General features: G+C 24.5%; 14 protein-coding genes. 11 read left to right on the forward strand and 3 right to left on the reverse strand.

Translation table 11 applies throughout. From position 1 onward, the window contains the following. Window positions 1-9: 9 nt before the first annotated feature. Complete coding sequence (locus tag ACZ5EC_RS01735; RefSeq protein WP_464303241.1) at window positions 10-1,215, reverse strand: ISL3 family transposase; 1,206 nt, start codon at window positions 1,213-1,215, stop codon at window positions 10-12. Between the two features lie 271 nt (window positions 1,216-1,486). On the opposite strand from ACZ5EC_RS01735, the gene ACZ5EC_RS01740 reads away from it, so the two are divergent. Further along, on the forward strand, window positions 1,487-1,858 hold the full coding sequence (locus tag ACZ5EC_RS01740) for a diacylglycerol kinase (protein WP_464303242.1): 372 nt from the start codon (window positions 1,487-1,489) through the stop codon (window positions 1,856-1,858). A gap of 93 nt (window positions 1,859-1,951) precedes the next feature. Here the strand turns inward: ACZ5EC_RS01740 and ACZ5EC_RS01745 are convergent, their stop codons facing one another. Together ACZ5EC_RS01745 and ACZ5EC_RS01750 are read right to left on the reverse strand one after the other, a co-directional pair. Continuing rightward, window positions 1,952-4,117: an ABC-F family ATP-binding cassette domain-containing protein gene (locus ACZ5EC_RS01745; protein ID WP_464303243.1), complete on the reverse strand. Its 2,166-nt coding sequence runs from the start codon at window positions 4,115-4,117 to the stop codon at window positions 1,952-1,954. A gap of 110 nt (window positions 4,118-4,227) precedes the next feature. After that, entirely contained in the window at window positions 4,228-5,601 is a 1,374-nt protein-coding gene (locus ACZ5EC_RS01750; protein WP_464303244.1) for a YncE family protein, read from the reverse strand. A gap of 343 nt (window positions 5,602-5,944) precedes the next feature. On the opposite strand from ACZ5EC_RS01750, the gene ACZ5EC_RS01755 reads away from it, so the two are divergent. The 10 genes from ACZ5EC_RS01755 (at window position 5,945) to rpiB (ending at window position 12,864) form a co-directional block, all read left to right on the forward strand. Continuing rightward, a complete protein-coding gene (locus tag ACZ5EC_RS01755; RefSeq protein ID WP_464303245.1) occupies window positions 5,945-6,919 on the forward strand; it encodes a 2-hydroxyacid dehydrogenase in 975 nt (324 codons plus the stop codon). Window positions 6,920-7,092: 173 nt separating this feature from the next. Next, entirely contained in the window at window positions 7,093-7,713 is a 621-nt protein-coding gene (locus ACZ5EC_RS01760; RefSeq protein ID WP_464303246.1) for a hypothetical protein, read from the forward strand. 261 nt (window positions 7,714-7,974) lie between these two features. Continuing rightward, on the forward strand, window positions 7,975-8,286 hold the full coding sequence (locus ACZ5EC_RS01765) for a BMC domain-containing protein (RefSeq protein WP_464303247.1): 312 nt from the start codon (window positions 7,975-7,977) through the stop codon (window positions 8,284-8,286). Window positions 8,287-8,295: 9 nt separating this feature from the next. Beyond that, window positions 8,296-8,592 (forward strand): EutN/CcmL family microcompartment protein, encoded by a 297-nt coding sequence (locus ACZ5EC_RS01770; protein ID WP_464303248.1) that lies wholly within the window; start codon window positions 8,296-8,298, stop codon window positions 8,590-8,592. Between the two features lie 123 nt (window positions 8,593-8,715). Then, window positions 8,716-9,000 carry a EutN/CcmL family microcompartment protein gene (locus ACZ5EC_RS01775; protein WP_464303249.1) on the forward strand — a complete coding sequence of 95 codons (285 nt, stop codon included), beginning with the start codon at window positions 8,716-8,718 and terminating at the stop codon, window positions 8,998-9,000. A 93-nt stretch (window positions 9,001-9,093) separates the two neighbouring features. Continuing rightward, the gene (locus ACZ5EC_RS01780) at window positions 9,094-9,657 is read left to right on the forward strand and encodes a BMC domain-containing protein (RefSeq protein ID WP_464303250.1); all 564 of its coding nucleotides are present in this window, start codon (window positions 9,094-9,096) and stop codon (window positions 9,655-9,657) included. Between the two features lie 44 nt (window positions 9,658-9,701). Beyond that, window positions 9,702-11,120, forward strand: coding sequence for an aldehyde dehydrogenase family protein (locus ACZ5EC_RS01785; protein ID WP_464303251.1), 1,419 nt, complete (start codon window positions 9,702-9,704; stop codon window positions 11,118-11,120). A 333-nt stretch (window positions 11,121-11,453) separates the two neighbouring features. After that, the gene (locus tag ACZ5EC_RS01790) at window positions 11,454-11,726 is read left to right on the forward strand and encodes a EutN/CcmL family microcompartment protein (RefSeq protein WP_464303252.1); all 273 of its coding nucleotides are present in this window, start codon (window positions 11,454-11,456) and stop codon (window positions 11,724-11,726) included. Between the two features lie 132 nt (window positions 11,727-11,858). After that, window positions 11,859-12,131, forward strand: coding sequence for a EutN/CcmL family microcompartment protein (locus ACZ5EC_RS01795; RefSeq protein ID WP_464303253.1), 273 nt, complete (start codon window positions 11,859-11,861; stop codon window positions 12,129-12,131). A gap of 265 nt (window positions 12,132-12,396) precedes the next feature. Then, window positions 12,397-12,864 (forward strand): ribose 5-phosphate isomerase B, encoded by a 468-nt coding sequence (gene rpiB / locus ACZ5EC_RS01800; protein WP_464303254.1) that lies wholly within the window; start codon window positions 12,397-12,399, stop codon window positions 12,862-12,864. Window positions 12,865-12,914 lie beyond the last annotated feature (50 nt).

The following is a 12,914-nucleotide window of genomic DNA, read 5'->3' on the forward strand; positions in this document are numbered from 1 at the left end:
TATGGATAGTTATTCTAAATCTCCTGCAATTTGTAATATTTTTAATTTAAGATAATTATTATCTTTATAACCATATCCTCTTTTTAGTAATGTTTTTATTACATTATTTAACCCTTCTGCTTTACTATTTGATATTGGATATTTAAACCAATTTAATAATTTATCTATTCTTTTTTCTATCTTTTTTGCAAACCTTTTTAAATATTTATATTCACTTGATAATACCATATTCAACCAGTTTAATAGCATCTTTAAAGCTTCTTTTAATGTATATATCCTGCCAAATATAGATAAAAAATCCTCTTTCATAAGATATATTTCATATAAAGGTTTATTTAATTTCTTTAATTTTTCTATGTACTGTCTCCCATTTAAATCTAGTTTTGAATATCTTTTTAATATTATCCATCTCATATGCTTTTTAATAAATAACCCTTCTTTAAATGATAATTGTTTTTGATAGGTTCTTCTTTCTTCTTCTATTGCTTTATTTAATAATCTTGATATATGAAATTTATCAAATACTATACTAACTTTCCCTTTAAAATAATTATTTATTGCACTTTCATAAGGTTTCCATAAATCCATTGTTACTACTTGAAGGTTTTCAATTCTTTTACTTAAACTTTCTAATCCTCTAATACAATCACTGTGTTTTCTTCCTTTTTCTAACCAGATAACTTTTGACCTTTCATTATCTATAAATACTGTAAAATATTTATGCCCTCTTTTATATGATACTTCATCTATACTCATTTTATTTACTTGTGGCAATTTAGAAATATGTGTTTCAAATTTCTTAGTTAGCATATTTTTATCAATCCTATAAATACTTGATTCTGATATACCTGTTATTTGTGATATTGATTTGTTATCTAACTTTTTGCTATATCTTAATATTTCTTCCCCTAAATATATTGAATAAGTTTTTTTAGGATCAGTAAAGTCAAGTTTTTCAGTTAATACTTTGTTACATTTTTTACAGTTTACTCTTCTTAATTTAAATTTTAAATAAATAATTCTTCCCAACAAAAATCCTATTTTAATTTCTCTATATTTTGAATCATAAATACAACATTCTGTTCCACATACAAGACAAATAGGTTTATTTTTATGATTAACTTCAATAATAATTTTATTTTCAATTAATTTTATAATGTCAAATAAAGATCCTTGAATTTTAAATAAAACAGTTATAATTTTTTCTAAGTGCATTTTTTTCTCTGTACTATTTTTTTTAGTATGGGGAGAAATTATTTTTTTTAAATTTTTTTATCCACTCATTTTGAAATTGAACCTAAATTATATTCACATATTAACACTATTTTTTTAAATTTAGACTTTTTATTTAATTTGGCTCAAACTTTATAGAGAAAAATGACGAAATTAAAAAGGATAAAAAAGAAGTTAATTAAAAAAATTAAACAAAATGAAAATGCTATAAGAATAATTGGAGATATAAATCGTATCTATTATAGGAAAAAACATGAACAATAAAATAATTTCCAAATTTCGTTATGCAATAAGAGGGATAGTTGATGGTTTTAAATATGAAAATACATTGAAATTTCATTTATTATCAGGAATTATTGTAATTGCAATAGCTATTATTTTAAAAGTTAATTATATAGAATTTTCCATACTTTTACTTCTTATAGGATTGGTAATTGTTGCAGAGATGATAAATACAATGTTTGAAATTTATGCACGACATATATTTAAAAAAAAAGATTACTATGTAAGGATGCTACTTGATATTGCTGCAGGAGCTGTTTTAATTACCTCTTTATTTGCAGCTGTTATTGGTATAATTATATTAGGTCCCAAATTGATTAAATTTATAAATCAATTATTTTAATTTATATCTTTAGAAATGGATTCTGTTTTTAAGTTGAAAAAACAAAATTATTATTTTTTTAAACTTTTTAAAGATATATTAAAAGTTATATTGTTATATATATGGTTCAAGTAATTCACTTAATTCAAAATAAATATTTTCTTTTTCTTTTAAAACTGTTTGTAATTCTTCATATTTAGTTTTTAGATTATTTAATACGGTAAAATCTTTTTGTTCTGACATTTCTTTTGTAATTTTTTTTAGAGTTTCTTCTATTTGTAAAATTTCATTTTCAATTAATTCAAGTTCTTTCCTTTTTCTGAATATTTCATTTTTACTCAATATTTTATCTTTGTTATTTGTATTAGAATTAAAGGTTGTTGATGAATTTGTATTATTAAAAATGTTTATATTGTCTAAATTATTGTTGGTAGAATTTTTGTTGTTAATCTCACTAACATTATTTTTAGGCTTTCTATTTTTAATGTTTGTTTTATTTATTAGACTATTATTGCTTTTTTTATTTATATCATCAATATAATTTCTTTTTTTATAGTCTTGATTAATTATGTTTATATCTACTTTGTCAGTTATATATTCTTTCTTTTTGTTTTTTAAAGTAAGTATTTTGTTATTGTTTATATTATCTTTTTTATGAAAAAGGTTTAAATATTCTTCAAAAGATTTTAGAAATACTAAATTTTTATTTTCTATAGTCCAGAATTCTTCCCCTACTGATTTAATAAAATCAATATCATGCGATACAGTTAAAATAGCACCATCAAAATTTCTAAGACTTTCTTTCAAAACTTCTTTTGTTGTTATATCAATATGTGTTGTCGGTTCGTCCAATATTAAAATATCTGGTTCATTAACAAATATTTTTGAAATTATAAGTCTTACTTTTTCTCCTCCAGATAACACTTTTACTTTTTTGAATACATCTTCATTTGAAAATCCAAATACACCGAGTAATGTTCTTTTCTGCCCTTCAGTCATATTTTGTGTATTTTTAGATTCAGAAAATTCATCTAATACACTTTTTTCAAAATCAAGTTGTTCAATTATATTTTGTGCAAAATAACCAATTGTTGAATTATTATGTATTATTATTTCTCCTGAAGTTGGTTTTAAAATATTATTAGCCAACTTCAATAATGTTGTTTTACCAATCCCATTTTTCCCCATTAATACTATTTTTTGTCCTCTAATAATAGAAAAGGTTATATTTTTTAGTAAAAGATTATCAATATTATTTTCTAAGTCATCATAATTACTTTTGTAACCAAATGAAACATTTGTAAAGGATATGATATTTGAAAATTTTTTCCCTGAACTTTTTAAAGAAAAATTTATATCTTTTTCTTGAGGAATTTCTATTGTTTGATTTTTAATTCTTTCCACCTGTTTAATCTTATTTTTAACCCTAGAAGAAAAGTTTTTCTTTGCTCTAAATCTATCAATAAATCTTTCAAGTTGTTTTACCAGTTTTTGTTTGTTTTTTTCAAATTCGTAAGCTTGTTTCAATAAAAGTTCTTTCTTTTTTTCAAATTCATCATAATTGGATGAAGTATATGTAAATAATTTTTTATTAGCAACATGAACAATTTTGTCTACAACTTCATTAAGAAAATATTTATCGTGAGAAATTATTATATATGCTTTATTATAATTTTTTAAAAAACCTGTTAAAAAAATTCTTGAATCAATATCCAGGTAATTTGTTGGTTCATCAAGAAGTAAAAGGTCAGGTTTTAATAATAATAGATAGGCAATATATGCTCTAACTTTAAAACCACCAGAAGCTTTGTTTAATTCTTTTTCAAATTCTTGCTGTGAAAAACCCATTGCATAAAGAATTCTCTTAATTTTATAATCAAAATTGAATGCATCTAATTTTTCTATTTCATTTAATAAAAGGTCATATTTTTCATGTAATTTTTTGGAATCAGGTTCCTTTTCTAATTTTTCTGAAATATTTTCAAATTGTTTAATCAGAGAAATTTCTTTTTCAAAAGCTTTTTTAGCTAATGAAAAAGGGGTTTCAGATTTATCAAAATATATTTCTTGAGGGATAGCTCCAATTTTTATATTTCCTTCTTTTATAATTTGACCTTTTGTAATTTCAAGGTTTCCTGAAATAATGTTTAGTAATGTAGTTTTTCCAGAACCATTTTTACCTACGATACCTATTCTATCTGCTCGATAAATGGATAGATTAGCATCTTCGAAAATAGGAATTCCTGTATAGTCAAAATATATATTTTTTAAATGAATCAATTTTATATCCTATAACCTATTTTTTTTGTTAATATTCTTTTATTAATATAAAATATATTTTTTTATATTATTTATTTTTTTATATTAATTTAAAATATATTGAATAAATATTATTGTTGTTCTTCTATTTCAATAACTTTAATTATCCCTGTACTATAATTAACCACCCAGGCTTGTATTAAATTTTTTTGTTGGAAAACATCTATCCCAACAGGACCTTTACTGGATTTCCATTCTCCAATAAGTTTTAAAGATTGAGTAGAAAATGCCTGTACATATTCACCTCTATAACATGTTACAAATACAATTTTTTTGTCTTTTGATAAAGCAATAGTTCTTGCAGATTTTTTTGTATTATTTTTTAAAACTATTTTGTTTGTATTTAAATCAATTTTGACAATTTGAGAGTTGATGTTTATTGAAGCATACATATAATTTCCATCAATTATTAGGTGTCTTGGGTTTACTGGAACTTTTATATATCCAATTTTTTTAAATTCAGGAATGCTAATAATATATATAATATTCGAACCCATATCAGCAATATAAAGTTTTTTGTTGTCTTTTGAAACTGCAAGTCCTCTTGGTATTCTTGCACTTTTAATATCTTTTATTTTTTTAAAATTACTTACTTTATTAGAACTAATATCAAAAACACTAACGGTTGCAGAATGCCAGTTGGAAATAAAAAGATACCTGTCATCAGATGTAGAAGAGATAATTTTTGGGGTTGTTCCAGTTTTAAAGAAAGGTAAACTTATTTTTATCTTTTTATTATTTTCTAAATCATAAAAATAAGCTTGTTTATTAAAATTATACGATGTATCAATTATTTTTGAAAAATTTGTTTCTGTTTTATTATTATTATTATTATTATTTTCTGAATCTGTTTTAGTTGTATTAGAAGTACTGTTATTTGTATCAGCATTATTAGAAGTCTTGTTATTATTGCTACTATTAGTGGTATTTTTATCATTAGAGTTAGTTCCATTGTAATCTTCTGGTTTAAACAAACCTAGTTTTAAAAGATCAATTAATACAATTCCACCTGCATTATGTAATGAAACCCATAAAAATCTACCTCCATGGGTAAAATACCCTTCTACTGGTTTTTCCTGATATGAATTTATCCATTTATGAGTAGAATAATTATAGCCTTTACCTGGGTGAGCTATAAATTGTAATTTATATTTTAATTTTTTTGTTTCTCTATCAAAAATATAAAGATTCATTGCTTCAAGATTAATAGAAAATACATATCTTGAATCAGGGCTTATTAAAATAGATTTTGCACCATATCCAGTTTTTAAATTTGTTATATTTATTGTTTTTATAGAAAGTATTTTGTTGGATGTGTCATTATTATTATTGTTGTTATTTGAAGTATTTGAATTTTCGTCCTGTGAAAAAACATAGATTGGAATTATTGATAATAAAAATAAAAATATAGAAATAAACAAAATTTTTTTTAAAAATTTTCTCATTGCTGAATCCCATAATAAATTTTGATAAAGATTAACTAAATTTTAAAAATAATAAATAGTTAAATTAGATTATATAACAAAAAACTCCAAGTTATCTTATTTTATAAAAAATATAAAACAAATAAGTACAAAAAATGATAAAGTAATATATTGGGTAAGAATATAAAATCATTTAACAAAATATAAAGTAATGTAAAGTTTTGTTTTAAAATATATTTTTAATATGAATATAAAAATATATAAACAGGTAAAAATTATAAATTATATAATTATGAGATGAAAAAATAAAAAAATAAATTATAATAGTTAAGAAAAGTTAATTATTTAAAATGGAGGATATTTTATGAAAATTGGTTTTTATACAAAAGTTAATTCTTTCTGGATTCAGGAAATTGAAAAATTAAAAAAACAGTTTCCTCAAAATGAATTTATAATTGATGAAAAAGAGATTGAAAATAATTTAGCTGATATTGAAATTATTGTAGGTGGTAAATTACAGTTAGACTTTATAGAAAAAGCAAAATCCCTTAAAGTTATTTTTGTTCCATTTGCAGGAGTAAATCATTTACCCTTGAATAACCTTTTTTCCAGGAAAATAAGAATTGCTAATTCACACGGGAACGCAAGGTTTGTTGCAGAGCATGCGATTGCTCTTACACTTGCTTTTTATAATAAAGTAATTGATTATCATAATGACCTAAAGCAACTTAAATGGCATGGATTTTGGGTTAATAGAGGGTTAGATGATACATGGGAAAGTATTCAGGATAAAACCATTACTATACTTGGTGCAGGTGCAATTGGACATTATATTGCAAAATTTATGAAGGCATTTAATGCAAAGGTTTATGGATATAAAAAGAGAAAAATAGATAAATTACCGGAATTTTATGATAAAATTTTTTATGATATAAAAGAAGCAATTGATAATGATTCTGAAATAGTATTTTCTGCTTTACCTTTAACTCCTGAAACTAAAAATATTATAAATGAAGATATTTTAAAATTAATGAAAGGTAAAATTTTTGTAAATGTTGGAAGAGGTGGAAGTGTTGATGAAAAAGCATTATATGAATATTTGAAAAATGGGTATCTTAAAGGTGCAGTTCTTGATGCATGGTTTAAATACCCTTCTTCTGGTGAAGTTGTTGGAGAACCATCAAACTTTCCATATCAGGAACTTAATAATGTTGTACTTTCTCCTCATATAGCTGGATTTACAGCTAAAGCTGTAAAAGAAAATGCAATCCAGACAATTAACAATTTAAAAGAATATTTGAAAACTGGAAAATTAAATAATGAAGTTAAATATTATTGATTAATATGTTTTTTAAATATCATGATATAAATAAAAATTTATATAATATAAATAAATATTTATAAAAAGAAGTTAGTTTATTCATAATAAATAATTTATTTTTAATTATTTGACAAATTTTAAATAGTATATTTTAATTATTAAGCAAATGAATATATATATAAGGATATTTTATGGTTGAATTAAGAACATACATATTTTTAGATTCTTTACAGAAACAAATGGCTTCATTTATTGCAACAATTTCTAGAGGTTATTTTCCTGTTGCTAATGAAGCATGTTGTGTTGTTGAGATTGCTCCAGGTATTGAAATCAATAGATTAACTGATATTGCTTTAAAAGCAACAAATGTAAAACCTGGATTACAGGTCGTTGAAAGATCTTTTGGTTTTTTAGAAATTCATTCACCAAATCAAGCTGATACAAGACAGGCAGGTGAAGCTATTTTAAATGCTTTAAATTTAAAAGAATCGGATAGGTTAAAACCAAGGGTACTTACAAGCCAGCTTATAAAAAACATAGATGATCATCAAGCTCAATTAATAAATAAAACTAGATACGGAAATATGGTATTAAAAGGTGATACATTATATGTTTTAGAAATTGAACCAGCAGGATATGCATATTATGTGGCAAATGAAGCAGAAAAAGCTTCTCATATAAATATTATTAATGTAGCTGGTATTGGAAAATTTGGAAGAGTTTATATTGCTGGGGATGAAGCTGAAGTTTTAGAAAGTAAGAAAATTGTTGAAAAAAGAATTGAAGAGATAAGTGGTAAGGAAATTCAATAAAAAAAATTATAAAATTATACTTTTATAAATATAAAATGAAACTATATAGAATAGATTAATGGAAATTTTAATAACAATAAAAATGCTAATAGTGAAAAATAATAAAAATAATAATTAAACTAGTAATAAAAAATAAAAAAGAAGAATATTAAAAGAGAAATAATATAAATTAATTATATAAATTAATAATGTAAGAAGATAATGTAAAATATAATAATAAAAATTAAATTTTAAAATAAAAGAAAATCTAAAGGAGAAAGTATGGCTCAAATATTTCAAGATGCATTAGGAATGATAGAAACAAAAAGTTTTGCTGCTATGGTTGAAGCTTCTGATGCTATGGTTAAAGCAGCTAAAGTTGAACTTGTTGCATATGAAAAAACTGGTGGTGGTTATGTAACTGCTATAGTAAGAGGAGATGTTGCAGCAGTTAGAGCAGCAGTAGATGCTGGAAGCAAAGCAGCAGAAAGAGTTGGTGAAATTGTTGCTGTTCATGTAATTCCAAGACCTCATTCAAATGTTGATGAAGTTTTACCTCTTGGTAGACAATCGTCAAAAAAACAGACAAAATAGAGGTAAAAAATGATACTTGCTAAAGTTGTTGGAACAGTTGTTTCCACACAGAAAACAGAAGCAATTGAAGGGATAAAATTTTTACTTTTAGAAAAAATTAAAATTCCAACTATGGAAGGAACTGGTGATTTTGTTGTTGCAATGGATAGTGTAGGAGCTGGAATTGGTGAAATAGTTTTTTATGTTGCTGGGAGTAGTGCTAGAATGACAGAAACAACAAAAGGAAAACCTGCAGATGCTACTATAGTTGGTATTGTTGATAATATAGAAAAAGATGGAAAATATATCTATAGTAAAGATAACTAAGTGAGATAAATCTCAATTGTTATAGTTTTTATTAATAACTAATATATTTGATTTATAATTAATTTATTTTTATTATTAATAAATATATTTTGTTATAATTAATTTATTTTTAAGTGGATTAATATGGTTATTGGTGAAGTTGTAGGTACAATTATTAGTACTCAAAAGGATAATGGACTTGTTTATCCTTTAAAATTAATTCAAATTTTTGACTATAAAGGTGGTGCTAAAGATAATTATATTGTTGTATTGGACCCATTAGGTGCAGGTTACAGGGAGAAAGTTCTTGTTTCCCAGGGAAGTGCAACAAGACAAACTTTAGCTACTAATGATAAACCAGTTGATGCATTAATTATTGGTATAATTGATTTAATAGAAGAAAATGGTGGAATTGTTTACAGAAAATAATTACAATGATGTAGCAAAAAGATTGAAAAAAATTAATATTAGATGACATTAGAATAGTAAAGTGGAAAATTTTAAAAAAATGGAAAAGAAAATATGAGTGAAATTGTATTGGGAGCATTAGAATTTGATAGTGTTGCTACTGGAATTAAAGCATTAGATGCAATGGTTAAAAAAGCTCCGATTATTGTTATGAAAGCAGCAACAATTGCTGCAGGTAAATATTTAATTTTAATTAAAGGTGATGTTGCCTCTGTTGAGTATGCATTGAGAGAAGGGAAAGAGGAAAGAAAAGACAAACTTATTGATGAATTGTTTTTACCTAATTTGCATAAAGGGGTTATCCCTGCGTTAGAAGGTGTAGTTGAACCTGAGAATTGGGATTCAGTTGGAATTATTGAATCATTGTCATTACTTTCTGGAATTCAAGCTGCAGATATTGCTGCTAAAACTGAAAATATTACTATAAATGAAATTAAAATGTCTGTAGAGCTTGGAGGAAGATCATATATTAAAATTATGGGAGAGTATTTTGCTGTATTAGAAGCAGCCAATACAGCAGTAGAATGGCTTAAATTAAAAAATCTTTATTATAGTAGTGAAATAATTCCAAGACCTCATCCAGAAATAAAGCCATTTTATTTTAATAAAGTTAAATAAAAAACTATTAAAGCATAAAACATTTTAAAAAGGGAGTGTATCCCATGGATAATTTAGAGCAAACAATAAGAGAAATTGTAAAACAGGTAGTAGAAGAAATAAATAAGACTTCAGGGGTAGAGTTTTCTTCATCTTCAGATAATGGTGTATTCAATGATATAAATTCAGCGATTGAAGCAGCTGAAATTGCGCAAAAACAGTGGATTAAATTATCTTTAGAAGATAGAGAAACAATTATTCAGAAGATAAGGGAAGTTGTATTAAAAAACAATGAAATAATTTCTAAAATGGCTGTTGAAGAAACAGGATATGGTAGAGTTGAACATAAAATAATTAAAAATAAATTAGCTGCAATTAAAACTCCTGGAACTGAAGATCTTGTCCCATTAGCTTATTCTGATGATAATGGATTAACTTTAGTTGAAAGAGCTCCTTTTGGAGTAATAGGTGCAATTACACCTTCAACCAATCCTACATCCTCAATAATAAATAATGCTATTAGCATGATTGCAGCAGGAAATTCTGTATTTTTTAATACTCATCCAGCTGCTAAAAATGTTTCCATATATACAATTTCTTTATTAAATAAAACTATTATAGAATCAGGCGGTCCAGGAAATCTTATTACAACAATAGCATCTCCTACAATTGAATCTGCTCAAGCTATGATGAGTCATCCTAAAGTAAGATTACTTGTAGTAACAGGAGGTCCTGGAGTTGTTGCTGAAGCTATGAAACATCCAAAAAGGGTTATTGCAGCTGGACCTGGAAATCCTCCTGTTGTAGTTGATGAAACAGCTGATATTGAAAAAGCAGCAAAGGATATTGTTAATGGGGCAGGTTTTGATAACAATGTGGTTTGTATTCTAGAAAAAGAGATAATTGCTATTTCATCAATTGCAGATAGATTAAAAGAATATATGAGACTAAATGGAGCTTATGAATTAACAAAAGAACAGGCAGATAAACTTATACCTATAATTTTATCAAAACCAGGTAGTCCTGGAGTTGAAGGTGCTCCTAATAAAAAATTCATTGGTAAAAATCCTTCTTTTATTGCAAAAAGTATTGGCCTTGATATTCCAGAATCTACAAAAATTTTGTTAATGGAAGTACCTAAAGATCATCCCCTTGTCTGGACAGAACAATTAATGCCTGTCATCCCTTTGGTTAGAGTAAATAATGTAGATGAAGCTATAGATTTTGCAGTTGATGTAGAGTTTGGATTTAAACATACTGCTATAATGCATTCAAAAAATATTGAAAATTTATCAAAAATGGCAAAAAGAGTAAATTGTTCATTATTTGTTAAGAATGGTCCAAGTTACTCAGGTTTAGGGTATGAAGGCCCTGGTTTTACAACACTTACAATTGCCAGTCCAACTGGTGAAGGAATGACAAGAGCTAGAACATTTACAAGAGAAAGAAGATGTACTTTAAAAGGGTATTTTAGAATAGTTTAATCAAAATTTATTTTTCTAAAATAAAAATTATAAAATAAAAATTATAAGATAAAAAATAAAATTTGAAAAATACAAAATTAGAAATAAGTTATGTAAAAACATAATAAACATAAGAAATATAATAAACAAAATAAACATAAATTAAAAATTAGGTATAAAAAATATAAAAACATAAATTAAAAATAAGATATAAAAAAATAGATTAGATAATATTAAAAATAAAATATAAAAATATAAAATAGAAATTTTAAAATGAAAAAATAAATAAATATGAAAAAACAGGTTATAGATAATTAAAAAAAATATTTAATAAAAAGGGTTTAAAGGCACTATATGAAACTTGCAAAGGTTATTGGTACAGTTGTATGCGATCATAAACTTGATGATTTTGAAGGGATAAAATTTTTGTTAATACAACCTATTGATGAGAATTTAAAAAATGCTGGAGATGCGATAGTTGCAGTTGATACAGTTCAAGCTGGAGTTGGTGATATTGTCTATTATGAATCAAGTAAAGAAGCTGCAAAAACTTTAAAAAATTGGTTTAATCCAGCAGATGCTTCAATAATAGGTATAATTGATCAGGTTAATAATTATAAGCATTAATTTTAATATTGTAAAATCTAATTTATGTTAAAAATTTTTATTATAAAATATTTTTTGCTTTAAAAGAAAGTATTATTAAAAAAATTAAATTTGTTGACTAAATTGATAGTAAATTAATTTTTTGAGGACCTTATGATATTAGGAAAAGTTATTGGTAATATTGTATCTACACATACTATTTCACCTTATCAAAAAAGGAAAATATTAATGGTTAAACCTATTACTCCAGAATTTAGGGAGAAAAATAAATTGATTTTAGCTATTGATACAGTTTCTGCAGGAGTTGGAGATATTGTGCTAATAGTTGATGAAGGTGGTTCAGCAAATTATATTTTAGACAATACTGAAAATACTATTAGAACTGTAATTGTGGGTATTGTAGATGAAATAAATTATGTAAAATAAAAAAAAGTGGTTAAGTAAAATAAATAATTAAATGAAATTAGATAATTAAATTAAATGAAAATATAAAAAAATAATAAAAAAATTGAAAGTATTGATAAAAAATGGAGCTAAATTTATTAAATATAATAAATATTATAAAATTGATATAGAAAATTAGAATAAGAAAAGCATTAATAAAAAATAATGTCAAATAATAAAAACATAGTTGTAAATATTTTAAAAAATAGTAAAAAATAATTCATTAAAAATATTGATTGAGGTAATAATGGAAGAATTTAAAAATGTTAAGACAATTGCTATAGGTTCTGACCATGGTGGATATGAAGCAAAAGAGTTTTTGAAAAAATATCTAACTACTCTTGGATATAAAGTTATTGATGTTGGAATTGAAAAAAAAGAAAGATGTGATTACCCTGATTACGCTTTAAAAGTGGCTTTAAAAGTTAGAAATGGTGATTGTGATAGAGGGATTATGATTGATGGTGCAGGAATTGGGTCATCAATGGTGTGCAATAAAGTGAGAGGAATAAGAGCTTCATTATGTTATGATGAAAAAACAGCAATCAATAGTCGTGCACATAATAATGCTAATGTATTAACTCTTGGTGGTCCTTTGCATAGTTCAGAACAACTGATAAGGATTGTGAAAACATGGCTTGAAACAAAGTTTGAAGGTGGTAGACATTGGCCTAGAATTAATAAGATGATGGCAATAGAAAAAAAATATTTATAAGCTTAAAATTTGTAAAAAAACTAATTTTGTTATTTGAATAGACTTAAAAA

Source organism: Exilispira thermophila (assembly GCF_055389015.1).

Bases quoted from the DNA above. Each gene is read 5' to 3' on its own strand.
- ACZ5EC_RS01735 (WP_464303241.1), bottom strand. From the start codon at position 1,215: ATGCACTTAGAAAAAATTATAACTGTTTTATTTAAAATTCAAGGATCT.
- ACZ5EC_RS01740 (WP_464303242.1), top strand. From the start codon at position 1,487: ATGAACAATAAAATAATTTCCAAATTTCGTTATGCAATAAGAGGGATA.
- ACZ5EC_RS01750 (WP_464303244.1), bottom strand. From the start codon at position 5,601: ATGAGAAAATTTTTAAAAAAAATTTTGTTTATTTCTATATTTTTATTT.
- ACZ5EC_RS01755 (WP_464303245.1), top strand. From the start codon at position 5,945: ATGAAAATTGGTTTTTATACAAAAGTTAATTCTTTCTGGATTCAGGAA.
- ACZ5EC_RS01760 (WP_464303246.1), top strand. From the start codon at position 7,093: ATGGTTGAATTAAGAACATACATATTTTTAGATTCTTTACAGAAACAA.
- ACZ5EC_RS01765 (WP_464303247.1), top strand. From the start codon at position 7,975: ATGGCTCAAATATTTCAAGATGCATTAGGAATGATAGAAACAAAAAGT.
- ACZ5EC_RS01770 (WP_464303248.1), top strand. From the start codon at position 8,296: ATGATACTTGCTAAAGTTGTTGGAACAGTTGTTTCCACACAGAAAACA.
- ACZ5EC_RS01775 (WP_464303249.1), top strand. From the start codon at position 8,716: ATGGTTATTGGTGAAGTTGTAGGTACAATTATTAGTACTCAAAAGGAT.
- ACZ5EC_RS01780 (WP_464303250.1), top strand. From the start codon at position 9,094: ATGAGTGAAATTGTATTGGGAGCATTAGAATTTGATAGTGTTGCTACT.
- ACZ5EC_RS01785 (WP_464303251.1), top strand. From the start codon at position 9,702: ATGGATAATTTAGAGCAAACAATAAGAGAAATTGTAAAACAGGTAGTA.
- ACZ5EC_RS01790 (WP_464303252.1), top strand. From the start codon at position 11,454: ATGAAACTTGCAAAGGTTATTGGTACAGTTGTATGCGATCATAAACTT.
- ACZ5EC_RS01795 (WP_464303253.1), top strand. From the start codon at position 11,859: ATGATATTAGGAAAAGTTATTGGTAATATTGTATCTACACATACTATT.
- rpiB (WP_464303254.1), top strand. From the start codon at position 12,397: ATGGAAGAATTTAAAAATGTTAAGACAATTGCTATAGGTTCTGACCAT.